The 24,668-nt window shown below is 71.1% G+C and carries 22 protein-coding genes; 6 read left to right on the forward strand and 16 right to left on the reverse strand.

Annotated elements, in window-relative coordinates:
- Positions 1 to 10: 10 nt before the first annotated feature.
- From BLW09_RS06750 to BLW09_RS06765, 4 genes are read right to left on the reverse strand one after another with little or no spacing between them, the layout of a single operon-like run.
- Positions 11 to 718, reverse strand: a complete 708-nt coding sequence (locus BLW09_RS06750; protein WP_089910167.1) for a response regulator — start codon at positions 716 to 718, stop codon at positions 11 to 13.
- A complete protein-coding gene (locus BLW09_RS06755; RefSeq protein ID WP_089910170.1) occupies positions 715 to 3,279 on the reverse strand; it encodes an ATP-binding protein in 2,565 nt (854 codons plus the stop codon). The genes BLW09_RS06750 and BLW09_RS06755 overlap by 4 nt, the downstream gene beginning before the upstream one ends.
- Positions 3,280 to 3,286: 7 nt before the next feature.
- A complete protein-coding gene (gene ppgK, locus BLW09_RS06760) occupies positions 3,287 to 4,120 on the reverse strand; it encodes a polyphosphate--glucose phosphotransferase (RefSeq protein ID WP_089910171.1) in 834 nt (277 codons plus the stop codon).
- Between the two features lie 26 nt (positions 4,121 to 4,146).
- Complete coding sequence (locus tag BLW09_RS06765; protein ID WP_089910174.1) at positions 4,147 to 4,764, reverse strand: TetR/AcrR family transcriptional regulator; 618 nt, start codon at positions 4,762 to 4,764, stop codon at positions 4,147 to 4,149.
- A 66-nt stretch (positions 4,765 to 4,830) separates the two neighbouring features.
- Between BLW09_RS06765 and BLW09_RS06770 the strand changes: the two genes are divergently transcribed.
- Positions 4,831 to 6,327 carry an MDR family MFS transporter gene (locus tag BLW09_RS06770; protein ID WP_231947108.1) on the forward strand — a complete coding sequence of 499 codons (1,497 nt, stop codon included), beginning with the start codon at positions 4,831 to 4,833 and terminating at the stop codon, positions 6,325 to 6,327.
- Here BLW09_RS06770 and map read toward each other — a convergent pair.
- Positions 6,314 to 7,180 (reverse strand): type I methionyl aminopeptidase, encoded by an 867-nt coding sequence (gene map, locus BLW09_RS06775; protein WP_089910177.1) that lies wholly within the window; start codon positions 7,178 to 7,180, stop codon positions 6,314 to 6,316. The genes BLW09_RS06770 and map overlap by 14 nt on opposite strands.
- Before the next feature lie 12 nt (positions 7,181 to 7,192).
- Here map and BLW09_RS06780 point away from each other — a divergent pair, with 12 nt between their 5' ends.
- Positions 7,193 to 7,402 carry an SPOR domain-containing protein gene (locus BLW09_RS06780; RefSeq protein WP_018191320.1) on the forward strand — a complete coding sequence of 70 codons (210 nt, stop codon included), beginning with the start codon at positions 7,193 to 7,195 and terminating at the stop codon, positions 7,400 to 7,402.
- A 63-nt stretch (positions 7,403 to 7,465) separates the two neighbouring features.
- Here BLW09_RS06780 and panB read toward each other — a convergent pair whose 3' ends face one another.
- Genes panB through BLW09_RS06795 form a run of 3 tightly spaced genes read right to left on the reverse strand, consistent with a single transcriptional unit; the run spans position 7,466 to position 8,999 of the window.
- Positions 7,466 to 8,317 carry a 3-methyl-2-oxobutanoate hydroxymethyltransferase gene (gene panB / locus BLW09_RS06785; RefSeq protein ID WP_089910180.1) on the reverse strand — a complete coding sequence of 284 codons (852 nt, stop codon included), beginning with the start codon at positions 8,315 to 8,317 and terminating at the stop codon, positions 7,466 to 7,468.
- Positions 8,318 to 8,355: 38 nt separating this feature from the next.
- Positions 8,356 to 8,742, reverse strand: coding sequence for a type II toxin-antitoxin system VapC family toxin (locus tag BLW09_RS06790; protein WP_089910185.1), 387 nt, complete (start codon positions 8,740 to 8,742; stop codon positions 8,356 to 8,358).
- A complete protein-coding gene (locus tag BLW09_RS06795; protein WP_089910188.1) occupies positions 8,739 to 8,999 on the reverse strand; it encodes a hypothetical protein in 261 nt (86 codons plus the stop codon). Before BLW09_RS06795 ends, BLW09_RS06790 begins: the two co-directional genes overlap by 4 nt.
- Before the next feature lie 102 nt (positions 9,000 to 9,101).
- Here BLW09_RS06795 and glnA (BLW09_RS06800) point away from each other — a divergent pair, with 102 nt between their 5' ends.
- Complete coding sequence (gene glnA, locus BLW09_RS06800) at positions 9,102 to 10,439, forward strand: type I glutamate--ammonia ligase (protein WP_089910191.1); 1,338 nt, start codon at positions 9,102 to 9,104, stop codon at positions 10,437 to 10,439.
- 10 nt (positions 10,440 to 10,449) lie between these two features.
- Positions 10,450 to 13,473, forward strand: coding sequence for a bifunctional [glutamine synthetase] adenylyltransferase/[glutamine synthetase]-adenylyl-L-tyrosine phosphorylase (locus tag BLW09_RS06805; protein WP_089910194.1), 3,024 nt, complete (start codon positions 10,450 to 10,452; stop codon positions 13,471 to 13,473).
- A gap of 121 nt (positions 13,474 to 13,594) precedes the next feature.
- Here the strand turns inward: BLW09_RS06805 and BLW09_RS06810 are convergent, their stop codons facing one another.
- From BLW09_RS06810 to glnA (BLW09_RS06820), 3 genes are all read right to left on the reverse strand, one after another.
- On the reverse strand, positions 13,595 to 14,830 hold the full coding sequence (locus tag BLW09_RS06810) for an RNA polymerase sigma factor (RefSeq protein WP_089910197.1): 1,236 nt from the start codon (positions 14,828 to 14,830) through the stop codon (positions 13,595 to 13,597).
- Between the two features lie 28 nt (positions 14,831 to 14,858).
- Positions 14,859 to 15,287 carry a YciI family protein gene (locus tag BLW09_RS06815; RefSeq protein ID WP_089910201.1) on the reverse strand — a complete coding sequence of 143 codons (429 nt, stop codon included), beginning with the start codon at positions 15,285 to 15,287 and terminating at the stop codon, positions 14,859 to 14,861.
- Between the two features lie 151 nt (positions 15,288 to 15,438).
- On the reverse strand, positions 15,439 to 16,863 hold the full coding sequence (glnA, locus tag BLW09_RS06820) for a type I glutamate--ammonia ligase (protein ID WP_089910204.1): 1,425 nt from the start codon (positions 16,861 to 16,863) through the stop codon (positions 15,439 to 15,441).
- Positions 16,864 to 17,022: 159 nt separating this feature from the next.
- Here glnA (BLW09_RS06820) and BLW09_RS06825 point away from each other — a divergent pair, with 159 nt between their 5' ends.
- On the forward strand, positions 17,023 to 17,445 hold the full coding sequence (locus BLW09_RS06825) for an RDD family protein (protein WP_089910206.1): 423 nt from the start codon (positions 17,023 to 17,025) through the stop codon (positions 17,443 to 17,445).
- A 108-nt stretch (positions 17,446 to 17,553) separates the two neighbouring features.
- On the opposite strand, the gene BLW09_RS06830 is transcribed toward BLW09_RS06825, so the two are convergent.
- The 3 genes from BLW09_RS06830 to lipB form a co-directional block, all read right to left on the reverse strand.
- On the reverse strand, positions 17,554 to 18,249 hold the full coding sequence (locus BLW09_RS06830; RefSeq protein WP_089910209.1) for a DUF4191 domain-containing protein: 696 nt from the start codon (positions 18,247 to 18,249) through the stop codon (positions 17,554 to 17,556).
- A gap of 62 nt (positions 18,250 to 18,311) precedes the next feature.
- The gene (gene lipA, locus BLW09_RS06835; protein ID WP_089910212.1) at positions 18,312 to 19,301 is read right to left on the reverse strand and encodes a lipoyl synthase; all 990 of its coding nucleotides are present in this window, start codon (positions 19,299 to 19,301) and stop codon (positions 18,312 to 18,314) included.
- A complete protein-coding gene (gene lipB / locus BLW09_RS06840; RefSeq protein WP_089910215.1) occupies positions 19,298 to 19,957 on the reverse strand; it encodes a lipoyl(octanoyl) transferase LipB in 660 nt (219 codons plus the stop codon). Before lipB ends, lipA begins: the two co-directional genes overlap by 4 nt.
- A gap of 250 nt (positions 19,958 to 20,207) precedes the next feature.
- Between lipB and BLW09_RS06845 the strand changes: the two genes are divergently transcribed.
- The gene (locus tag BLW09_RS06845) at positions 20,208 to 21,638 is read left to right on the forward strand and encodes a hypothetical protein (RefSeq protein WP_089910218.1); all 1,431 of its coding nucleotides are present in this window, start codon (positions 20,208 to 20,210) and stop codon (positions 21,636 to 21,638) included.
- A gap of 5 nt (positions 21,639 to 21,643) precedes the next feature.
- On the opposite strand, the gene sucB is transcribed toward BLW09_RS06845, so the two are convergent.
- Together sucB and lpdA are read right to left on the reverse strand one after the other, a co-directional pair.
- Positions 21,644 to 23,158 (reverse strand): 2-oxoglutarate dehydrogenase, E2 component, dihydrolipoamide succinyltransferase, encoded by a 1,515-nt coding sequence (gene sucB / locus BLW09_RS06850; RefSeq protein WP_089910222.1) that lies wholly within the window; start codon positions 23,156 to 23,158, stop codon positions 21,644 to 21,646.
- 79 nt (positions 23,159 to 23,237) lie between these two features.
- A complete protein-coding gene (lpdA, locus tag BLW09_RS06855) occupies positions 23,238 to 24,611 on the reverse strand; it encodes a dihydrolipoyl dehydrogenase (RefSeq protein WP_089910224.1) in 1,374 nt (457 codons plus the stop codon).
- Between the last annotated feature and the right edge of the window lie 57 nt (positions 24,612 to 24,668).

Raw genomic sequence — 24,668 nt, forward strand, 5'->3', positions numbered from 1 at the left:
GAATGTGCCGTCAGGGCGCGTCGGCGTCGGCTCCGTCGGGCGTGAACCGGTAGCCCATGCCGGGCTCCGTCAGCAGGTAGCGCGGCCGCGACGGCTCCGGCTCCAGCTTCTTCCGCAGCTGTGAGAGGTAGAGCCGCAGGTAGCCGGTGTCCGTCGTGAACTGCGGACCCCACACCTGGGTCAGGAGGGACTGGCGCGTCACCAGGCGCCGCGGGTTCCGCAGCAGCACCTCCAGGATCTGCCACTCCGTCGGTGTCAGCCGGACCGGATGGGCCTCGCCTCCGTCGCGCCGCGTCACCTGGTGCGCGGCCAGGTCGACCGTCACGTCGCCGAAGGTCACGGTCGGCTCGTCCGCCGTGGTGCTCTGACGCCGGGTGAGAGCGCGGATGCGGGCGAGCAGCTCGTCCGCCGCGAACGGCTTGGTGACGTAGTCGTCGGCGCCGGCGTCGAGGGCGTCGACCTTGTCGCCGGAGCCGGTGCGGCCGGAGACGACGAGGATGGGGACGCTCGTCCAGCCGCGGAGCCCCTCGATGACCTCGATGCCGTTCAGCTCGGGCATGCCCAGATCGAGCATCACCAGGTCGGGATGCTGGTCGACGGCGACGCTCAGCGCCTCGGCGCCGGTGCGGGCCGTGAGCACGTGGTAGCCGCGCGCGGTGAGCAGGATGCGGAGCGCCCGCAGGATCTGCGGGTCGTCGTCGGCGATCAGGACCTTCACTCGTCCACCTTCCGTGCTGCGGGGAGGGACACGACCATGGTGAGGCCGCCGCCCGGCGTGTCCTCCGCCTCGAGCGTCCCTCCCATCCCCTCGACGAATCCCTTCGAGAGGGCGAGCCCCAGGCCGATCCCGGCCCCGTTGTCGGTGTCCGAGAGCCGCTGGAACGGGGCGAACACGGCCTCGCGGCGCTCGGCGGGGATGCCCGGTCCGCGGTCGATGACGCGCAGCTGCACCATCCCGCCGAACTCGCTGGCGGCGAGCACCGGCCGGGCGTCCGGCGGGCTGTAGCGGAGGGCGTTGCCCAGCAGGTTGACGATCACGCGCTGCAGCAGGACGCCGTCGGCCAGCATCGGCGGGACCTGCGCGCTCAGGTCCAGCTCCACGTCGCCGGGGCCGACTCCCAGCTCGTCCAGGGCCGGCAGCACCACGTCGTCGACCTCGGTCGGAGCGAGGGAGACCGCGAGCGCCCCGGCCTGCACGCGGCTGGCGTCGAGCAGGTCGGTGACGAGCGAGGCGAGCGAATGGAGGCTGTCCTCCGCGGTCTCGAGCAGCGCCTCGCGGTCGTCGTCGCCGAGGGCGAGGTCGGACTGGCGCAGCGTGGTCACCGCGGCGGTCGCTGCGGCGAGCGGACGGCGGAGGTCGTGTCCGACGGCGGCGAGCAGGGCGCTGCGCACGCGGTCGGCTTCGGCGAGGGGCGCCAGCTCGGCGGCGGTGGCCGTCAGGCGGCGGTGCTCGAGGGCGGCCTCCAACTGGGCGACGATGGCCGACAGCAGCCGGCGGTCGCTCGCCTCCAGGTCGCGGCCGTGCAGCTCGAGGGTCGCGGTCTCGCGCGGCCCGGATGCGCCGGCTGCTCGACCGCCCGCGCCGTTCCGGTCGTCTGCGGCGCCGGGGCCGACCGGGATCCGCTGCACCGGCTCCGACGCGGTCGCCTCGCCGTCGGCGGCCCCGACGGTCGTTCCGCCGTCCGGGTCGGCGACCACCAGCCGGACCTCGCTCAGCCCGAACGCCTCCCGGGTGCGGGCCACGAGCGCCTGCAGCGCATCCTCGCCGCGGATGACGCCCCCGGCGACGGTCGCCAGCAGTTCCGCCTCGGCGGCGGCCCGGAGAGCAGCACGGCTGCGACGGGCCGCCTGGTCGACCACCAGGCTGACGAGCGCCGCGATGATGACGAACAGGATGAGCGCGAGCAGGTGCAGCGGCTCGCCGACGGTGATGGTGTACAGCGGGTCGACGAAGAAGAAGTCGAGGGTCAGCCCGGAGAGCAGCGCCGCGAAGAGGGCCGGCCAGATCCCGCCGACGAGGGCGACGAGGACGACGAGCAGCTGATAGCTGAGCACATCCGCCGTCATCGACTCGCTCGACCGGACGCTGGTGAGCAGCAGCGTCAGGAGCGGACCGCCGATCACGGCGAGGGCGAATCCGTACACCCGGCGGCGCACGGTGAGTCCGCCGCGCGGCCGCGGGAGCGAGAACCGCCCTCCGGCGCGCGCGTGCGACACGATGTGCACGTCGATGTCGCCGGATTCGCGGATGACGGTCGCGCCGATTCCCGGCCCGGTCAGCAGCGCGGCCAGCCGGCTGCGGCGGGACACGCCGATCACCAGCTGGGTGGCGCTCTCGCCGCGTGCGAACTCGACCAGCGCGCGCGGGATGTCGTCGCCGACCACCTGGTGGTAGCTGCCGCCGAGCTGCTCGACCAGCGCGCGCTGCGCCGCGAGGGCGCCGGGCTGTGCCTCGCGCAGGCCGTCCTGGCTGGTCACGTGCACGGCGAGCAGCTCGCCGCCCGCGCTCCGCGCCGCGATGCGCGCGCCGCGCCGGAGCAGCGTCTCGCCCTCCGGACCGCCGGTGAGCGCGACGACGACGCGCTCCCGCGCCTCCCACGTTCCGGCGATGCCGTGCTCGGCGCGGTACTGCAGCAGCGCGTTGTCCACCTCGTCGGCGAGCCAGAGCAGCGCCAGTTCGCGCAGGGCGGTCAGGTTGCCGAGGCGGAAGTAGTTCGACAGCGCGGCATCGACGCGCGCCTCCGGGTACACCAGTCCGTCGGCCAGCCGGTCGCGCAGCGCTTGCGGGGCCAGGTCGACCAGCTCGATGCGGTCAGCGCGCCGCAGCACCGCATCCGGGATGGTCTCGCGCTGCGGCACCCCGGTGATCTGCTCGACCACGTCGTTCAGCGACTCGATGTGCTGGATGTTGACGGTCGAGATCACGTCGATCCCCGCCTCCAGCAGCGTGTCGACGTCCTGCCAGCGCTTCGCGTGCTCCGAGCCGGGAGCGTTCGTGTGGGCGAGCTCGTCGACCAGCGCGACCCGGGGGTTGCGACGCAGCACCGCATCCAGGTCGAGCTCGGTGAGCGTGACGCCGCGATGCTCCACCGTACGCCGCGGCACGACCTCGAGCGTGTCGACGAGCGCGGCCGTCGCCGCGCGGCCGTGGGTCTCCACGACGGCGACTACGACGTCCTTCCCGAGCGCACGGAGCCGCTCGCCCTCTTCGAGCATGGCGAACGTCTTGCCGACGCCCGGGGCGGCACCCAGCATCACCCGGAGGCGACCCCGCGGCATGGTCCGATTACGCCGGCGTGGGGGCCGGCGCGTCCTGCGGCGTCCCGGCCTCGGCGCTGCGGCCGCGCTCGCCGGCCTCCCGGCGCTCGTTGCGGACGGTGAGGGCTGCGGCCCCGAGGATGCCCGCGTTGTTGCGGTGCACCGCCGGGACGATCGGGGTCTTCAGCTTCAGCAGGGGGAGGAACTCCTCGTAGTGCTTCGACACCCCGCCGCCGACGATGAAGAGATCGGGTGTGAACAGGAACTCGACCGTGGTGTAGTACTTCTGCAGGCGCTTCGCCCACTTCTCCCAGCTGAGGTCTTCGCGCTCCTTCGCGGAGTAGGCGGCCCGCGACTCGGCGTCGTGCCCGTCGATCTCCAGGTGGCCGAGCTCTGCGTTCGGGATGAGGATGCCGTCGTAGATGAGGGCGGAGCCGATCCCCGTCCCCAGCGTCGTCATGATGACGAGGCCGTCCTTGCCCTTCGCTGCGCCGAACCGCGTCTCGGCGTATCCCGCGGCATCGGCGTCGTTCACGAAGTGGATGTCGCGCCCGAGGGCCTTCTCGAACAGCTCCTCGGCGTTGAGGCCGATCCAGTCCTTCGAGACGTTCGCGGCCGAGAGGGTGACGCCGTGGCTGACGATCGCGGGGAAGCAGACGCCGACGGGGGCATCCGGCTCCTCCTGGGCCAGCCGCTCGACGATCTCCTTCGTCGTCTCGACGATGTCGTCCGGCTTGCCGCCGTCGGGGGTCGGCAGCTTGACCCGGTCGCTGATGAGCTCGCCGGTCGACAGGTCGACCAGGCCTCCCTTGATGCCCGTTCCGCCGATGTCGATGCCGATCGCGTGCTTCTGCGAAGTCATGCCTCGAATCTACCCCGCCGGGAACCTCACTGCTCGCCGCCCCCGTTCGACCGGGTCGCCCGGGCGAGCGGGAGGAAGACATCGTCCACGAACGACTGGAGCGTCTCGTCGTCGGCCGGGGTGGGGCGCATGAGCATCTCGTGGCGGAGGAGGGTCAGCGGCAGGTCGGCGACGACGGGGGAGAGGCGGGCGAGGTCGATCTCGCCGCGGGCGTCCGCGCGCTCGAGGATGAGGCGGAGCTGCGTCGGCTGATCCCCGATCAGCCGTTCGCGGAAGCCGGCGATGCCGCCGTCGGACTCGCTGACGATGCCGGAGAACCGCAGCAGCACCTCGGTCACCAGCCCACGACGCCGGGTGTTCATCTGGCGCAGCAGGTCGAGCGTGTCTTTGCGGAGGCTGCCGTGATCGGACACCTGGATGGGCTCGGCCGCGAAGTGGTGCCGGATGGCCGCGAGCGCCAGATCGCTCCGGGTCGCCCAGCGCCGGGCGAGCACCGGCCGGCTGGTGCCTGCGCGGGTGGCGACGGCCTCCATGGTGAGGGCGGCGTAGCCGTGCTCGTCGAGCTCGTCCCACGCGGCGTCGAGCAGCGCGCTCTCGAGAGCAGCGCCCCGGCGGCGGCGGGCAGGTGTCTCATTAGAGTCCATTTGCGCATCTTATCCGATCGTCGTACGCTCTCGTTAAGATACAGACACGCATCTTAAGGAGCGGACATGGCGGACAGACTGGATCGGGTGGTCGTGCGGACGGCGACCGCGCTCGTGATCGGCGCATTGGCGGTGGTCTTCGACACGACCATCCTCAGCGTCGCCCTGCACACCCTGGCGAGCGACCTGCACACGACGGTCGCGCAGATCCAGTGGGTCACCACCGGGTACCTGCTCGCGCTCGCCGCGACCGTGCCGCTGTCGGCGTGGTGCCTCGCCCGCTGGGGCGGCAAACGGGTGTGGATGGTGGCGCTCGCGATCTTCCTCGTCGGCTCCGTGCTCTCCGGGCTGGCCTGGAATGCGGACTCCCTCATCGCCTTCCGGGTGCTGCAGGGCGTCGGGGGCGGGCTCATGCTCCCGGTGATGACGACGATGATCATGGAGGTGGCCGGAGGGCGTCAGCTCGGCCGGGTCTCGGCAGTGGTCGGGCTTCCCGCGATGGCGGGCCCCATCCTCGGCCCGGTGATCGGCGGCCTCATCCTGGCGCTCGGCGACTGGCGCTGGGTGTTCTGGGTCAACATCCCGTTCTCCGTCGTCGGCCTGCTGCTGGCGTGGCGGATGCTGCCCTCCGACCGTGGACGCGACCCGGAGCGCCGCCTCGACCTGGTCGGCGTGCTGCTGCTCGTGCCCGGACTCGCCGGGCTCCTGCTCGGGCTGTCCGACTCGGTGCTCGACGGCGGGTTCGCCCGCCTCGACTCCTGGCTGCCGCTCGCTGCCGGCGCCGTGCTGGTCGTCGCGTTCGTGCTGTGGGCCCTCCGGCGGAGGGGCGCCGCCCTGGTGGATGTGCGGCTACTACGGGTGCGTTCGGTCTGGTCCGCATCCACGCTGCTGTTCCTGTCGAGCGTCGCCCTGTACGGCGCGATGCTGCTGCTGCCGCTGTTCTGGCAGCAGCAGCGGGGGACGGATGCGCTGGGCGCCGGGCTGCTGCTCGTCCCGCAGGGGCTCGGCACGCTCGCCTGCCGTCCCATCGCCGGTCGTCTCATCGACCGCATCGGCGCGCGGTGGATCGCGGTCGTCGGCTTCGCGGTGGTCGCGGTCTCGACGGTCCCGTTCGCCCTCCACCCCACGGCGGCGGCCGATCCGCTGCTGCTCGTCGCGCTGTTCGTCCGCGGTTTCGGGCTCGGGGCGATCACGATGCCGTTGATGGTCGCGTCGTACCAAGGCCTGGCCGGTGAGCAGATCGCGCACTCCAGCATCCTGACCCGGATCGCGCAGCAGCTGGGCGGCTCGTTCGGCACGGCGGTCTTCGCGGTGCTGCTGCAGGCTGCGGTGCAGGGAGGGGCGTCGGTGTCGTCGGCGTTCGACACCGCGTTCTGGGTGGCGACGGCGGCGACGGTGCTCGGGGTCGGGATCGCGTTCCTGCTTCCGTCGCCCGCGGGGGCCGGAGCAGCGGGACGGTCGGCCGTCCCTGCCCCGGTCGAGGAGGCGGAGCCGGTGGAGGAGGCGGAGCCGGTCGCCCGGCCCCAGGACGCCGCCCGGCCCCAGGAGGTCAGGGGAGCGTGAGCACCTCGGCGCCGCGCTCCGTCACGACCAGGGTGTGCTCGAACTGGGCGGTGATGCTCCGGTCGCGGGTCACCACCGTCCAGTCGTCGGCCCACATCTCCCACTCGTGCGTGCCCAGCGTGAGCATCGGCTCGATCGTGAACACCATCCCGGGCTCCATCACGTCGTCGTGGGCGGGCGCGGCGTCGTAGTGCGGGATGATCAGGCCGGAGTGGAAGGCGGCTCCGACGCCATGACCGGTGAAGTCGCGCACGACGCCGTAGCCGAAGCGCTTGGCGTACGACTCGATCGCCCGGCCGATGACGTTCACCTGGCGGCCGGGGGCCACCGCCTTGATGCCCCGGTTCAGGGCCTCGCGGGTGCGCTCGACGAGGGCGGTGACCTCGGCGGACGCCGTGCCGGCGATGAACGTCTGGTTGCTGTCGCCGTGGAAGCCGTTCTTGTACGCGGTGATGTCGATGTTGACGATGTCGCCGTCCTCGATCACGGTGTCGTCGGGGATGCCGTGGCAGATGACCTCGTTGACCGAGCTGCAGATCGACTTCGGATAGCCGCGGTAGCCGAGGGTCGACGGGTAGGCGTCGTGCGCGAGCAGGAACTCGTGCCCGATCGCGTCGAGCTCCTCCGTCGTCACGCCGGGGCGCACCGCCTCGCCGACGCGCTCGATCGCCTGGGCGGCGATCCGCCCGGACTCGCGGATCAGCTCCACCTCGTCGGGCGTGTAGACGTCGCCGCGGGTGTAAGGAGCCGGTCCGGGGCGCCCGACGTACTCGGGGCGCGCGATCCGGCTCGGCACGGGCCGCATCGGGGTGACACGACCGGGGATCAGGTGACCGGCGGAATCCTTGGGCATACGATCAACCTTATGACGAGCGACGAGTACGGCATCAAGCAGGATGCCGAGCACAAGTACTGGTACAACATGAAGACCGGCGAGGTCGAGCAGGGCTTCCTGTCGCCCGCGCCGAACCGCGTCGGCCCGTTCGACACCCGCGACGAGGCCGAGCACGCCCTCGAGAAGCTGCGCGAGAACTCCGCCAAGTGGGCCGAGGAGGACGCCGAGGACGGTCGCTAGGCACCCGTCCGCCCGCCGCGCGACGACCGGCCGCTCAGCCGTGGGCGGCCGGTCGCGTGACCGCTAGAAGCTGTGCTCGTCGGTCGGGAAGGTGCGCTCCTGCACGTCCGCCTTGTAGGCGCGTGCCGCGTCCGCGAGCACGGTCTTGAGGTCGGCGTACTGCTTCACGAAGCGGGGCACGCGGCCGGTCGTGAAGCCGGCCCAGTCCGTCCACACCAGCAGCTGGCCGTCGACGTGCGGGCCGGCGCCGACCCCGATCGTCGGGATGCGCAGCTCGGCGGTGACGCGCTTGGCCACCTCGGCCGGCACCATCTCGAGCACCACGGCGAACGCCCCGGCCTCCTCCACAGCGTGGGCGTCGGCGAGCAGGTCGTCCGCCGCCTGACCGCGCCCCTGGACGAGGTGACCGCCGAGTCCGTGCTCGCTCTGCGGGGTGAAGCCGATGTGCGCCATCACGGGGATGCCCGCATCGACGATCCGGCGGATCTGCTCGGCGCTGCGACGGCCGCCCTCGAGCTTGACCGCGTGCGCCCCGGTCTCCTTCATGAAGCGGACGGCGGTGTGCAGCGCCTCCAGCGGGCCCGTCTCGTACGAGCCGAACGGCATGTCCGCGACGACGAAGGCGCGCTTCACGGCCCCCGCGACCGCGCGCGTCAGCGGGATGAGGTCGTCGACCGTCACGGGAAGCGTCGTGTCGTAGCCGAGCACGTTGTTGCCGGCGGAGTCGCCGACGAGGAGGAAGTCGATCCCCGCTTCGTCGAAGATCTGGGCGGTGAGCATGTCGTAGCTCGTCAGGCCGGTGAAGGGCGACCCCTCCTCCTTCGCCGCCTGGAAGTGGCGGGTGCGAACCCGTTTCAGCGACTGCATCGACGAGGTCGCGGGATGGACGGAGGGCACCGGTGACTGCTCACTCATGCGGCTCAGTCTAGTGACGGAGATCGGGACGGCCGGGCTCAGGCCGGAACCGGTTCCAACAGTCCTCTCGTCGATGCGGCCGATGCGAGTTGCTTGTCAAAAGTGACGAGGGGGATGTCGTTATGGACAGCGACAGCCAGCGCGCACGCATCGGACATTCGGAGACGGTGCTGTTCTCTGACCCGGGCGAGGATCAGCGGCTCGTTGGCTCCCAACTGAGACGGAAGAACACCGATCCGCTGCAGGTCCTCATAGGCCTCGAGCCCGCGACCGGCCCGTTCGGGTGTGATGAGAGCCTCCCCGATGTTCACGGGATGCACCAGGAACCGGCGACCGGCGGCGAAAATCCGCCGCGCCGCCGCATGGTGGGCATCCGTGGAATCGAGGAGGCCGATGAGGACGCCGGCGTCGAGGGCGACCGTCATTCCGGCCAACCTTCGCGGATCGAGTCCAGGCTCTCGAAGGTGAGGTCGGAGTATCGGGCACTGATCCGATCGAGCTCGGCCAGTCGATCGTCGATCTGTCGGCTGCGACTCTCACGCAATGCCTGCTCGCCGAGTTCGATGAGGTGCACGAGCAGCTTCCCGTCCGTATCGTCGGACCACTGCTCCCGCGCCGTGTCCAGTGCGCGCTGGACGTGCGGCGTGTGGGTGATCTGAGTTCGGGCGAGTTGTGTCGGCATGAGCCGAGTGTACCACTCGCCGCTTCGGTGTTGCACCGACGCGTTGCGGGGCTGAGGCTGCCACCACCCAGTAGTCTGGACTCGGCCGAGGAAAGGGGCAGGATGGACAAGCAGCGCGACTTCGTTCTTCGCACGATCGAGGAGCGTGGCGTCAAGTTCGTGAGGCTGTGGTTCACCGACGTCGTCGGCACCCTGAAGTCCGTCGCGATCGCCCCGGCCGAGGTCGAGGGCGCGTTCAGCGAGGGGCTCGGCTTCGACGGCTCCGCCATCGAGGGCCTCACCCGCGCCTACGAGTCCGACCTGCTCGCGCTCCCGGACGCCACGACCTTCCAGATCCTGCCGTGGCGGGGCGAGGTCGACCCGACCGCGCGCATGTTCTGCGACATCACGACGCCGGACGGGCAGCCCGCCGTCTCCGACCCGCGCAACGTCCTCAAGCGGACGCTGGAGAAGGCGGCCGACCGCGGCTTCACCTTCTACACGCATCCCGAGATCGAGTTCTACCTGCTCAAGTCGTCGTCGTTCGGCACCGAGGGGCCGGAGCCGGTCGACTCGGCGGGCTACTTCGACAACGTCCCAGGAGGCACCGCCCACGACTTCCGCCGCCGCTCGGTGCGGATGCTGGAAGACCTCGGCATCTCGGTCGAGTTCAGCCACCACGAGGCGGGCCCCGGCCAGAACGAGATCGACCTGCGCTACGCGGACGCCCTCACCACGGCCGACAACATCATGACGTTCCGTACGGTCATCAAGGAGGTGGCCATCGAGCAGGGCGTGTACGCGACCTTCATGCCGAAGCCGCTCTCCGGCCACCCGGGATCCGGGATGCACACCCACATGTCGCTGTTCGAGGGCGACACCAACGCCTTCTTCGAGCCGGGCGCGCAGTACCAGCTGTCGAAGATCGGCCGGCACTTCATCGCGGGTCTCCTGCGCCACGCGCCCGAGATCACCGCGGTCACGAACCAGTTCGTCAACTCCTACAAGCGCCTCTGGGGCGGCGACGAAGCGCCCAGCTTCGTCAGCTGGGGCCACAACAACCGGTCGGCGCTCGTCCGCGTCCCGCTCTACAAGCCGAGCAAGGGCCAGAGCTCGCGCGTCGAGTACCGTGCGATCGACTCCGCCGCGAACCCGTACCTGGCGTTCTCGCTGCTGCTCGCCGCGGGCCTCAAGGGCATCGAAGGCCAGTACGAGCTCCCGCCGGAGGCCGAGGACAACGTCTGGGCGCTGTCCGACGGAGAACGCCGTGCCCTCGGCTACAGCCAGCTCCCCGCGAGCCTCGACCACGCCATCTCCCTGATGGAGGACTCGGAGCTCGTCGCCGAGACGCTCGGCGAGCAGGCCTTCAACTACGTCCTGCTCAACAAGCGCAAGGAGTGGGCGGAGTACCGGGCGCAGGTCACCCCGTACGAGCTGCGATCCAACCTCGAGATCCTCTGACCCCTTCGTCGTGACGCGGCAGCAGCTCTCCCTCACCGCCCTGGCGCGCGCCGGGTTCGTGGGGCTGAGCTCGGTCCGCGACGGCCTCGACGAGCTCGCCGACCGCACCGGTCTGGATCCCGAGACGCTGATCGCGGCGCTGTCGGCCGCAGCCGACCCCGACACGGCGCTGGCCTCGGCTCTGCGGCTGCTGCGGCAGGCGCCCGAGCAGGCGGCGGGAGCGTTCCGCAGCGAGGACGACGCCCGCCGGCTGTTCCGCGTGATCGGCGCATCGGAGGGTGCCGCCGAGTTCTTCCTCCGCCAGCCCGCCGAGGTGGATGCGCTCGCGACTCCCGTCACCGCGCTCCCGTCTGCGGACGAGGTGCGCGCCGACCTGCTGGCCGTCGTCGGAGCGGTCGACGGCGTTGCTGCCGACGCCGACGAGAGCGCGTGGACGCGCCTCCGCATCCGCTACCGCCGCCGCCTCGTGCAGGTGGCGAGCTTCGACCTGGAGCAGGCCGACCCCGTCGGCGGGTTCGACGCCGTCGCCGCGGCGCTCTCCGACCTCGCAGCGGCCGCGCTCGAAGCCGCGCTGGCGGTGGCGCGACGCATGACGATCGGGACGGGGCCCGGCCGCTTCCCCGAGGAGCAGGTGCGCGCCACCCGGTTCTCCATCATCGGGATGGGCAAGGCGGGCGCCCGCGAACTGAACTACGTCAGCGACGTCGACGTCATCTTCGTAACGGAAGGGGACGAGGACGCCGGACTGGAGCCCGGCCGCGCGGTGGACATCGCGACGCGCCTGGCGATGCTGACGATGCGCGGCATCCACGAGCCCGCGATCGAGCCGGGGCTCTGGGAGGTCGACCCGAACCTGCGGCCGGAGGGCAAGGACGGCGCCCTGGTCCGCACGCTCGACTCGCACGTGGCCTACTACGACCGCTGGGCGAAGGGATGGGAGTTCCAGGCGCTCCTCAAGGCACGGCCACTCGCCGGCGATCCCGGGCTCGGGGACCGGTACGTCGCGGCCCTCGCGCCGAAGGTGTGGAGCAGCGCCTCCCGCGAGAACTTCGTGGAGTCGGTGCAGAGGATGCGCGAGCGCGTCACCGATCACATCCCCGACGACGAGGTGCACTACCAGGTGAAGCTCGGGCCCGGCGGCCTGCGCGATGTCGAGTTCACCGTGCAGCTGCTCCAGCTCGTGCACGGCCAGACCGACGACGCCGTCCGGCAGCGCGACACCCTCTCGGCCCTCGCCGCGCTGGCCGCGCGGGGCTATGTCGGGCGGGAAGAGGCGGCGACCTTCTCGCACGACTACCGCTCGCTGCGGCTGATGGAGCACCGCCTCCAGCTCCGCCGGCTGAGCCGCACGCACCTGATGCCGCGAGACGAAGCGGATGTGCGCATCCTCGCCCGCGCCACCGGCCTCGCGCCCAGCGCCGACGGGCTGCTCGTGCAGTGGAACCAGATCAAGCACCGAGTGCGCGGCCTGCACGAGCGGCTGTTCTACCGTCCGCTGCTCAGCGCGGTCGCGGCGACACCAGCCGACGACGCGCGGCTGGCCGGGGGAGCGGGCCTCACCAGCGAGCAGGCGGAGGCGCGACTCGCGGCGATCGGCTTCCGCGACCCGCGCGGTGCGCTCGCGCACATCGGCGCGCTCACCTCCGGCGTCTCGCGCCGCGCCGCGATCCAGCGGCACCTGCTGCCCGTCATGCTGCAGTGGTTCGCTAGCGGGCCCGACCCGGACTACGGCCTCCTGACCTTCCGACGGCTCAGCGAAGAGCTCGGCGGCACGCACTGGTACCTGCGGATGCTCCGCGACTCCACGGGGGCGGCCGAACGGCTCACCCGCGTGCTGTCGGGGTCGCGGTTCGCCGGCGAGCTGCTGGGCCGCATCCCTGAGTCCGTCGCGTGGCTCGAGACCGAGGACGAGCTGCGGCCCCGCTCCGCTGCGCTGCTGCGGGAGGAGACGGCCGCGATCCTCGCCCGGCACGAGTCCGTCGACACGGCCGCGGCGGCGCTCCGGGCGGTGCGCCGCCGCGAGATCCTGCGCCTGGCGCTCTCCGGCATCCTCGGCTTCGCCACGATCGAGGAGCTGGCCCACGGTCTCACCGCCGTCACCGAGAACATCATCTCCGGTGTGCTGCAGGCCATCCGGCTCGCCCGCGGCGACGCCGACCAGCTGGAGTTCGCCGTCATCGGGATGGGACGGTTCGGCGGCCGCGAGCTGGGTTTCGGGTCCGACGCCGACGTGATGTACGTGTTCCGTCCGCTGGCGGCCGACCAGGAGGCGGCGAACCGCAGCGCGCTCGCCATCGTGTCGGAGCTGAACCGGCTGACCGAGGACAACCGGCTCCCGCTCGACCTCGACATCGGCCTGCGCCCGGAGGGGAAGAACGGGCCGCCCGCGCGCTCGCTCGACTCGTATCGCGCCTACTATCGCCGCTGGTCGCTGACGTGGGAGGCGCAGGCGCTGCTGCGCGCCCGGGGGATCGCCGGGGACGCGGCGCTGCTCGCCGACTTCACCGACCTCGCCGACGAAGTGCGCTACCCGCAGAGCATCGGCGAGCAGGAGATCCGCGAGGTGAAGCGGATCAAGGCACGCGTCGAGAACGAGCGGCTGCCGCAGGGCGCCGATCCGTCCCGCCACCTGAAGCTGGGGCGCGGATCGCTGAGCGATGTGGAGTGGTTCGTCCAGCTCATCCAGCTGCAGCACGCCGCCGCCGTGCCCGCGCTGCGGACGACATCGACCCTGGATGCGCTGGCCGCGGCGGCGGAGCACGGGTTCGTCTCCGCCGAGGACGCGGCGCGGATGCGCGACGCGTGGGTGTTCGCGTCGCGGGCCCGCTCGGCGATGACCCTGTGGGCGGACAAGACGGCCGACGTGCTCCCGTCCGATCGGAGCGCGCTCGACGGCGTCGCACGGCTGATGGAGTATCCGCCCGGCTCGGCCTCCCGGCTGGAGGAGGACTACCTGGCGGTCACGCGCCGGGCCCGCCAGGTCTTCGAGCGCGCCTTCTACGGCCTCCCGCAGCGCCCCGCTCCCACCGCCTGACGCCCCCGCCGCCCGCGCCCGCCGCCCCACCGTCGAGTCCGCAAACTTTGCACGCTTCGACCCTCATAACCGTGCAAAAATCGCGGACTCGACGGTGGGGCGGCGGGGCGAGGGGGACGGGTCAGGCGTCGCGGAGGCGGGCGGCTTTGGCGAGCAGCACGTCGCGCTCGCGTTCGTTCGCGGTGAGGCCGGCCGCCGTCGTCAGCTCGGAGACGGCCTCCTCGGTGCGACCGAGCCGGGCCAGCAGCTCGCCGCGCACGCTCGGCAGCAGGTGCGAGCCCCGCAGGGCGCCGCGCGCGGCGAGCTCGTCCGCGATGCGCAGTGCGTTCGCCGGTCCGGTCGCCATCGAGACCGCCGCCGCGCGGTTCAGCTCCACCACCGGATTCGGCGCGATCCTCCCGAGCGCCTCGTACAGCACAACGATGCGGTCCCAGTCGGTCTCCTCGGCGCTCGGTGCGACCGCGTGGCACTCGGCGATCGCCGCCTGCAGCGCGTACGGACCGCGGCCGCGTCCCAGCTCGTCCGCTCGGGCCAGCGCTGCGCGTCCCCGGACGATCTGCGAGCGGTCCCAGCGCGTCCTGTCCTGCTCGGTCAGCAGCACCGGGGTGCCGTCCGGCCGGGTGCGCGCAGGGAAGCGCGCGGCCTGCAGCTCCATCAGGGCGACGAGCCCGTGCGCCTCGGGCTCCCGGGGCAGCAGCGCGGCCACCATGCGTCCCAGCCGGAGCGCCTCGTTCGCGAGCTCTGCGCGCATCCACTCGCGGCCGGTCGTCGCCGCGTACCCCTCGGTGAAGACGAGGTAGACGACGCTGAGCACGCCCTCGAGGCGTTCCTTCCACTCCGCGGGGTCGGGGGAGGCGAACGGGATGTGCGCGGCGGCGATCGTCTTCTTCGCCCTGACGATGCGCTGCTGCACCGTCGCGACCGGCACGAAGTACATCCGTGCGATCTCGGCCGTGCCGAGCCCGGCGACGACGCGCAGGGTGAGGGCGACCTGGCCCTCCCGGGACAGCGCGGGATGACACGCGGTGAACACGAGGCGGAGCACGTCGTCGTCGATCGGCTCCCACGCGTCCTCTGTGGTCTCCTCCAGCGTCGCCGCCATCACCCGGTAGCGGTCGTCGAGTCGTTCGCGCCGTCGCCACTGGTCGATCGCCCGGCGCTTGGCGACGGCGACGAGCCACCCGCCGGGGTTGTCCGGCACACCGTCCCGCGGCCACTGCTTCAGCGCCTCGACCACGGCCTCCTGCGCGAGATCCTCGGCGAGGCCGATGTCGCCGGTGATCTTCGCGAGCGTCGCGACGACGCGCGCTCCGTCGATCCGCCAGACGGCGTCGACCCGCGCCGGGATCCCGCTCATCGTCTGCAGCCTCTCGGTCCCCGGTCGTTCAGGCCTTGTCCGCGGCCGCCCGCCATTCGGCTTCTTTCTGGATGTACTCGTTGTCGGCGAAGGCCGCGAAGTCGCTCTCGTCGGTCACGCGCCGAACCTCCAGCTTCGAGCCGGGCCCCAGCGGGCAGCGGCTCGCCCACTCCGCCGCCTCCTCCTTCGAACCGACCTCGAGGATCCAGAAGCCGTTGAACAGCTCGTGCGTCTCGCCGTAGGGGCCGTCGGTGATCGCCGGCGGCGTCGACGAGAAGTCGACGACGAACCCGGTCTCGGCGACGTCGTCCGCCAGGCCCTCGCCCGCCAGCAGCACGCCGGCGGAGATGAGCTGCTCGTTGTACTGGCCCATGCGGGTGATGACCTCGTTGAAGTCCATCTCCTGGTAGGCCTCCTTGGCGGCGTCATCCGAGCGCATGATCAGCATGTACTTCATGGGGTGTCTCCCTCAGGTCCGGGGTGCTTCGGTCGCACCCTCCTATCATCGTGTCGAACGGCGGCGCGAAAGGTCGACAGGGTCGGCAAGAAAAAAGAAAGAGGGCCGCATCCGTGATCGGATGCGGCCCTCTTCGTGGCTCCGGTGCGGGTCAGACCCCGTAGTACAGCTCGTACTCGAAGGGGTGCGGACGCTGCGCGAGCGGCTTGATCTCCTTCTCGCGCTTGTACTCGATCCAGGTCTCGATGAGCTCCGGGGTGAACACGCCGCCCGCGGTGAGGAAGTCGTGGTCGGCCTCGAGCGCGTCGAGCGCCTCGCCGAGCGACGCCGGCACCTGCGGGATGTTGCGCGCCTCCTCCGGGGGAAGCTCGTAGAGGTCCTTGTCGACCGGCTCGTGCGGCTCGATGCGGTTCTTGATGCCGTCGAGGCCCGCCATCAGCTGCGCGGCGAACGCGAGGTACGGGTTTCCGGACGCGTCGGGGGCGCGGAACTCGATGCGCTTCGCCTTCGGGTTGGAGCCCGTGATCGGGATGCGGATCGACGCCGAGCGGTTTCCGGCCGAGTAGACCAGGTTGACCGGGGCCTCGAAGCCGGGGACCAGGCGGTGGAACGAGTTCACCGTCGGGTTCGTGAACGCCAGCACCGCGGGAGCGTGCTTCAGCAGACCGCCGATGTACCAGCGGGCGATGTCCGAGAGGCCGCCGTAGCCGGCCTCGTCGTAGAACAGCGGCTTGCCGTCGTTCCACAGCGACTGGTGGGTGTGCATGCCCGAGCCGTTGTCGCCGAAGAGCGGCTTCGGCATGAACGTGGCCGTCTTGCCCCACTCGTTGGCGGTGTTCTTGACGATGTACTTGAACTTCAGGATGTCGTCCGCCGCGTGCACCATGGTGTCGAAGCGGTAGTTGATCTCGGCCTGGCCGCCGGTGCCCACCTCGTGGTGCGCGCGCTCCAGGATGAGGCCGGCCTCGATCAGCTTGAGCGAGATGTCGTCGCGCAGGTCGGCCTGCTTGTCGACCGGGCTGACCGGGAAGTAGCCGCCCTTGTACGGGGTCTTGTTGCCCAGGTTGCCGCCCTCTTCGACGCGGCCGGAGTTCCAGGCGCCCTCCTCCGAGTCGACGGAGTAGAAGCTCGAGTTCTGCTTCACCTCGTAGCGCACGTCGTCGAAGATGTAGAACTCCGCCTCGGGGGCGAAGTACGCGGTGTCGGCGATGCCGGTCGACGCGAGGTACTTCTCCGCCTTCTTGGCGACCTGACGCGGGTCCTTCGCGTAGATCTCGCCGTTGCGCGGGTTGTAGATGTCGAACACCATGATCAGCGTGCGCTCGGCGCGGAACGGGTCGATGTAGGCGGTGGACACGTCCGGGATGAGCTGCATGTCGGACTCGTGGATCGACGCGAACCCGCGGATCGAGGAGCCGTCGAACAGCTGGCCGACGGAGAAGAACTCCTCGTCGACGGTTGCAGCGGGGATGTTGAAGTGCTGCTGCACACCGGGAAGGTCGGTGAAGCGGATATCGAGGAACTTCACGTCGGTGTCCTTGATGAACTTGAGCACCTCAGACGAATCACGGAACATACGGACGACTCCCAATGGCTTTGCGGGTGACCGGACTGCGCGTGCAGCCCACGTCAAAGCTAGAGGGAGGGGGTTTCCCGGGGGTCACGCGAATGTTTCGGGCATGTTACGCGTACCCGGGCCGGGGATGTCCCAGACGGCGCTCGGTAGACTCTGCGGGTGCCGCAGAACCCCACGAACCGTCCAGGAGACATCGCCCCCAGCCGTTACCCGGGGGAGCGCCTGGGCCTTCCCGAGTCGGGTCCCCGATCGGTCGGGCGCGTCGGACGGCGCATCGCGGCGATCGCGATCGACTGGGCCATCGCCTCCCTGCTGTCGTTCGCGTTCTTCCGCTACGACTCGTGGGCGACGATCGCGATCTTCGCCGTTCTGCAGATCGTGTTCATCCCGACGCTCGGCGGCAGCATCGGCCATCGGGCGGTGGGGATGCGCGTCGTCGCGGTGCGCGGCGGCTGGGTCGGGGTCTGGCGTCCGATCGTGCGGACGCTGCTGCTGTGCGTCGTCATCCCGGCGCTGGTCTGGGACTCGGACCAGCGCGGTTTCCACGACAAGATCGCTGGGACCGTCCTCATCCGCTCCTGACGGGCCTCCGCCCACCGTCGAGTACGCACAAACTGCACGGATTCCGCCGGAAAACGTGCAGTCTTTGCGTACTCGACGGAGGGGCGGTGCCCACTCCGAGGAGGCGGGTCAGCGGGCGCGCTGAGCCCGCACCTTCATCGGGTCGATGCCCTTCGGGATCGGCATCTGGTTCTCCATGGACTGGAGCCGGTTGCTGATCGCGAGCACCTCGGCCTTGGTGAGCGTCGGCTTGATCTTGGCGAGGGTGCGCGGCACCTTGTGCAGCGGCACCGAGTCGGCGTCCGGCCCGACGCTGATGACCGTGACCGGCACGTTCGGCAGCACGCGGTTCACCTTGCGGCGCTCCTCGTCGATCATCCGCTTGGTGCGGGTGACGGGGCCCTCGCTGATGAGCACGACGCCGCCGCGACCGGTGGCCCGGTACACCGCATCCTGCGTCTTGCCGTTGACGGCGACCGGCATCTCCGAGCCGCGCCAGCTGCGCTTCAGCGACGACCGCAGCACGGCACCGACCGCGCCCGGCTGACCCTCGATCTGCGAGTACGCGGCACGCTCCGCGCGCCGGCCGAGGATGATGAGCGCGATCAGGACGCCGGCGAGCACGCCCGCCAGGATCCACAGCACCATCGTGAAGACGTTGCCGCCCGAGAGGAACACGGCGAGCAGGACGCCGAGGATGATCGGCAGGACAGCCCCGAGGACGATGTACAGCACCGCGCGGTCGTCGTACCGGCGGGTCATCTGGAACACCTGCCACATCTGCTTCAGACGGCCGGGCTCCTTGGTGGACTTGTCCTTTGCCATAGCTCCAAGGATACCGGCTCGGCGGCGTTCCAGATGACCCGTTCGCTGCGGGGAGAGGGCTCTCAGGAGACCGCCTGCGCGAAGCCGAGAGTCGCGTCGGCGAGGTGCCGCAGCTCGTCCGGCACCGGCCGTCCCTTCGCCTGCATGGATTGCGCCCACAGCCGGCCCGCGCGGTACGACGACCGCACCAGCGGACCCGCCAGGACGCCCAGGAATCCGATCTCCTCCGCCTCCTGCTTGAGCTCGACGAACTCGTCCGGGTGCACCCAGCGCGCCACCGGCAGGTGCCGGGGGCTCGGCCGCAGGTACTGCGTGATCGTGATGATGTCGGTCCCCGCGTCGTGGAGGTCGCGCAGAGCCGTGCTGATCTCGTGGCGCTCCTCGCCCATCCCGAGGATGAGGTTCGACTTGGTGATGAGCCCGGCGGCACGCCCCTGGGTCAGCACGTCGAGCGAGCGGTCGTAGCGGAAGGCGGGCCGGATGCGCTTGAAGATGCGCGGCACCGTCTCCACGTTGTGGGCGAACACCTCCGGGCGCGCCGAGAAGACCTGTCCGAGGTGCTCCGGGTTGCCGGAGAAGTCGGGCACCAGGATCTCGACCCCCGTCCCCGGCGACTGGCGGTGGATCTCGCGGATCGTCTCCGCGTACAGCCACGACCCCTCGTCCTCCAGGTCGTCGCGGGCGACACCCGTCACGGTCGCGTAACGGAGCCCCATGCGCTGCACGGACTCGCCGACGCGGCGCGGCTCGTCGCGGTCGAACTCCGCCGGCTTCCCGGTGTCGATCTGGCAGAAGTCGCAGCGGCGCGTGCACTGCGAGCCGCCGATGAGGAAGGTCGCCTCCCGGTCCTCCCAGCACTCGTAGATGTTGGGACAGCCGGCCTCCTGGCAGACCGTGTGCAGCTCCTCGGACTTCACCAGGCTCTGCAGCTGCCGGTACTCCGGCCCCATCTTCGCCTTCGTCTTGATCCACTCGGGCTTGCGCTCGATCGGCGTCTGGGCGTTGCGGACCTCGAGGCGCAGCATCCGGCGCCCCTCGGGGACGGCGCTCATGCGACGGCCTCCGCTGCGGTGAACTCCAGGTCGAACGCGTCCATCACGAGAGGCGCGACGTCCTGCGGCGTCACGGTCCGGCCGAGAACGCGGGAGATCGTCGTCACCCCGGCGTCGCGGATGCCGCAGGCGACGATCCGCTCGTACGCGTCGAGGCTGTTGGAGCAGTTGAGGGCGAAGCCGTGCATGGTGACGCCTTCCGCGACGCGGATGCCGATGGCGGCGATCTTCTCGTCCGTGGTCGCTCCCGGGTTGTGCTCCGGCCGCATCCACACCCCGGAGCGGCCCTCGATCTGGACCCCCGTGACGCCGAGGCGGGCGAGGACGTCGATGAGCACCCGTTCGAGCGCGCGGACGTAGCCGACGACGTCGATGGGGTCGTGGAGACGGAGGATCGGGTACCCCACGAGCTGACCCGGCCCGTGCCAGGTGATCTTGCCTCCCCGGTCGACGTCGACGACGGGGGTGCCGTCGGTGGGACGTTCGTCCGGTGAGGTCCTCTTTCCCGCGGTGTACACCGGGGAGTGCTCGAGGAGGATGACGGTATCGGGCGCCCGGCCTGCGACGACGGCGGCGTGCAGGGCACGCTGCTGTTGAAGGGCCTCGAGATACGGCACGGAGTTGGCGCTTAGCCCCGTGACGTCATACGTGGTCACCCGGTCAGTCTATGCGCGGCGGCGGACAGGTGCTCACAGGCGGACGCGCGGACAGGTTCTGCACAGATCGGCGGCCGCGAACCCGCCGCGTCGGCCGGACGGATGGGATGGACGGGTGACTTCCTCTCCTGTCTCCCTCCGCTCAGCGCCCATCCGACCCTCCGCTCCGCCTCGATCCGGTGACCGGATACTGACACCTGCCGATCTTCTCCGGGCGGCGCGGTCCATCGCCGCAGACGAGGGGTGGGAGGTGGGTGCGTCCGAGTGCCGTCCTGTCGGCAGCCCGCCGGACGAGGCGCGGCTGACCGTGTCCGGCGACCGGCTGCCCGGGCGGTGCCTCCTGCGGGTGCGTGAGCGCCCTCCCGGACCGGACCGTGCCTGCCACGAACTCGACGCGCGCGCTGCGGCGGCGAGTGAGCACGTCGTCGGCATCGTCGGGGCATCCGCGGTTCGGCGCGTGCGGGGGAGGGAGGTGGATGCCGTGCTGCTGGAGGCCCCGGAACACGGCGACCTCGAGGGTCTCCTCGCTCGACGGGGCGGCATCCGGTCGGGCGAGGCGGCGACGATCCTGCTGGGGGTCGCCGCCGGGCTGGGGGCACTGCATGCGTCCGGGTGGGCGGGGCCGGAGCTCACGGGCCCCGGCATCGTGTTCCTCGGCGACGGCTGTCCCGCTCTCGATGCGCTCGACGGGGTGCAGCCGTGGACGGCGGATGGAGCGGTCACGGACGCCGAGCGTTTCTACGCTCTCGGCAGGACGGTGTGTCTGAGGGTGGTCGACGGCTCCGGGATGCGTCTCCTCGGGGCGGTGGAGGACGGGCTCCGGCACGGGAGCTGGACCGCGCTCGCCGAGGCCGTGCTGCGCGCGGTCGCCCCGGAACCGGTGGCGTTCGCCGATCCCGGGCAGTCCGAGGCCGGTCGGGTCGACGCGACCGGGTCCGATCGGGCGGTGGGGCTGACCGCATCCGGTCCTCCCGTGCCGAGCTGGTCCGCACGCGGGGCCGTCGCCGGGCGGCCGGGCGTGCGGATCGCCCTCCTGGCGAGCCGGGCGATGGATGCGCTCGATGGTCGTCCGGGGCGCGCTCTCGGTCGACGGCTCCGAGCGTTCGCGCGTCGCCGACCCGTGCTCGTGGCGGTCGCCGTGGTTCCCGTGGTGGCGGCCGTCGCGCTGGTCGCCCTGCTGCCCTCGTCGGGGACGGCACCGGCGACGGCGACGGCGCCGGCGACGGCTCCGGGCGAACGGGTGCCGGGAGAACGGGTGCCGGGAGAACGGGTGGAGGAGCCGGAAGTGTCGCATTCCGGTCCGGTGCCGGCCACGGCATCGGCGGCTGCATCGGCCGCTGCGTCGGCCGCCCCGGAATCGGATCCGGTGGAGGCGGCACGCGCCATCCTCGCTGCCCGGCATTCGTGCTTCGCGGCCCGCCCTCCGCGCACCGGCTGTCTCACGGCCGTCCTCGACGACGGATCGCCACTCATCGCGGAGGAGACGGCGGCTCTGGGCGAGAAGGGCGCAAGCGGGGCCCGGGACTACCGCGGCGCGCAGCTGTCCCTGGTCGAGCGGTGGGGCGCTGCCGCGCTCATCAGCGCTGCTCCGGACGCGGCCCGCACCCCGAAAAGCGAACCGGCCTCGCTCCTGCTGGTGAGGAGCGAGGCCGGGTGGCGGCTACGGGCGGTGTACCCGTGAGCGGATCAGATTCCGAGGTTGGCCTCGAAGTTGCCGCCCTCGAGGCGGTTCTTGACCGCGACGAGGAAGCGGGCAGCATCGGCGCCGTCCACGATGCGGTGGTCGTACGAGAGAGCCAGGTACACCGTCGACCGGATGGCGATCGAGTCGGTGCCGTCGGCCGAGATGACGACCGGCTTCTTCGTGACGATGCCCGTGCCCAGGATCGCGACCTGCGGGAGGAACACGACCGGGGTGTCGAACAGCGCGCCGCGCGAACCGGTGTTCGTCAGCGTGAAGGTGCCGCCGGCCAGCTCGTCCGGCTTGAGGCGGTTGTCGCGGGTGCGCTCCGCCAGGTCGGTGATCTCCTTCGCGAGGCCCGCGATGTCGAGCTCGGACGCGTTGCGCACCACCGGGGTGAGCAGGCCGCGCTCGGTGTCGACGGCGATCGACATGTTCTCGTGGTCCGGGTACACGATGCTGTCGCCGTCCACCGTCGCATTGATGACGGGGTACGTCTTCAGCGCTTCGGCGGCGGCCAGCGCGAAGAACGGCAGGAAGGAGAGCTTCACGCCGGTCTTGGCCAGGAAGTCGGCCTTCACGCGGTCGCGCAGGGCGGCGACCTTCGTGACATCGACCTCGACGACGCTGGTGAGCTGCGCGGTCGACTGCATCGAGACGACGGCGCGCTCCGCGACGACCTTACGGAGGCGCGACATCGGCTGCGTGGTTCCGCGCAGCGGCGACACCTCGGGGGCCGGAGCCGCCTCGGCGGCCTGCGAGCCGCCCTGAGCCGCGGCGGGGGCGGCAGCCGAGAGGATGTCCTCCTTGCGGATGCGCCCACCGACACCGGTGCCGGTGACGGTGGAGAGGTCGACGCCCTGCTCGTTCGCGAGCTTGCGCACGATCGGCGTCACGTAGCCGGCGTTGCCGGCGTGAGCGCCCGACGAGGAGCTGCCGGAGGCCGCTGGGGCCTCCTGCGCGGGCGCGGCCTGCGCGGCAGGGGCTGCCGGGGCAGCGGGAGCCGGTGCTGCGGGGGCGGCCGGTGCGGGAGCCGGAGCCGGAGCCGGTGCGGGTGCGGCCGGCTGGGCCGGAGCAGGAGCGGCCTGCTCAGCCGGAGCCGGAGCGGCCTGCGCCGCGGGAGCAGGAGCCGGTGCGGCGGCGGGAGCCGGAGCGGCCTGCGCGGCAGCCTGCTCGGCGGGAGCGGGAGGCTGCTCGGCCGGAGCCGCCTGCTCGGCCGGAGCCGCCTCCGCGGGAGCGGCCTCGGCCGCCGGAGCAGCAGGCGCCTCGGCGCCAGCGCCGGAGCCGTCGCCGATCGTCACGAGCGCAGTGCCCACCTCGACCGTCTCGTCCTCCTGCACCAGGATCTCCTCGATGACGCCGGCGACCGGCGACGGGATCTCGGTGTCGACCTTGTCGGTCGAGACTTCGAGCAGGGGCTCGTCCACCTCGACACGGTCGCCAACGTTCTTCAGCCAGCGGGTGACCGTGCCTTCCGTGACGCTCTCGCCGAGCGCCGGGAGGCTGACGGATTCGCTCATGAGCTTCTCTCCTTCAAAACCTGATCGTTCAGTAGCTTATTGCAGCCGGGTCCGCGCGGCGCGGACCCGGCTGGTCGTCCTAGAGGGTGTGCAGCGGCTTACCCGAGAGGTACAGGAAGGCCTCGCCGAGCGACTCGTTCTGCGTGGGGTGCGCGTGGATGAGGGGCGCGATGTCCTCGGGGTACGCCTCCCAGTTCACGGCCAGCTGCGCCTCGCCGATGAGCTCGCCGACGCGGGCGCCGATCATGTGCACGCCGACCACGGGGCCATCGTTGACGCGGACGACCTTGACGCTGCCGTTCGTGCCGATGATCTCGCTCTTGGCGTTGCCGGCGAGGCTGTAGTCGTAGCTGCTGACGCTGTCGGCACCGTACTTCTCGACTGCCTTGGCCTCGGTGAGGCCGATCGAGGCGACCTCCGGGTCGCAGTAGGTGACCTTCGGGATGTTGACGTCCGGGATGACGATCGGGTTCAGGCCCGCGATCTCCTCGGCGACGAAGATGCCCTGCTGGAATCCACGGTGCGCGAGCTGCAGACCGGGCACGATGTCGCCGACGGCGTAGACGCCGGGGATGTTCGTGTGCAGGCGCTCGTCGGTGATGACGAAGCCGCGGTCCATGGTGACCCCGACCTCCTCGAAGCCCAGACCCTGCGTGAGCGGGCCACGGCCAACGGCCACCAGGAGGACATCGGCCTCGACGGTGTCGCCGTTCTCGAGGGTCACGACGACGCCGTTCTCGTTCTGGGTGACGCCCTGGAAGCGGATGCCGAGGCGGTAGTCGATGCCGCGGCGACGGAACGCGCGCTCCAGCGACTTGCTGATCGACTCGTCCTCGTTCGGGACGAGGTGAGGCAGCGCCTCGATGATGGTGACCTCGGAGCCGAACGACTTCCACACGCTGGCGAATTCGACGCCGATGACGCCGCCGCCGAGCACGGCCACCTTGCGGGGGACGAAGTCGAGCTCGAGAGCCTGCTCGCTCGTGATCACGCGGCCGCCGATCTCGAGGCCCGGAAGCGAGCGCGAGTAGGAGCCGGTGGCCAGGATGACGTTCTTGCCGACGATCGTGTCGTCGCCCACCTGGACGGTGGTCGGGGAGGTCAGGCGACCCTCGCCCTCGATGACGGTGATGCCGCGGGCCTTCACCAGGCCCTGGAGGCCCTTGTACTTCTTGGCGACGATCCCCTTGCGGTACTCGCTGACGCCGTTGATGTCGACGCCCTGCAGCTGGGTCACGATGCCGTACTTCGACGACTCCCGCGAGTAGTCGGCCACCTCGGCCGCGTGGAGCAGCGCCTTCGTGGGGACGCAGCCGCGGTGCAGGCAGGTGCCGCCGACCTTGTCCTTCTCGATCATGCCGACGGTGAAACCGAGTTCGGCCGCACGCAGCGCCGCTGCGTAGCCTCCACTCCCACCGCCGAGCACCACAATGTCAAAGTTCTGCTCAGACACCCAGCTACTCCCTCGCGCATCAGGATCATGTGACACGATTTGCCGCCCAGAGGGGTG

This window comes from Leifsonia sp. 21MFCrub1.1, assembly GCF_900107895.1.
In the GTDB taxonomy this organism is placed as follows: domain Bacteria; phylum Actinomycetota; class Actinomycetes; order Actinomycetales; family Microbacteriaceae; genus Leifsonia; species Leifsonia soli.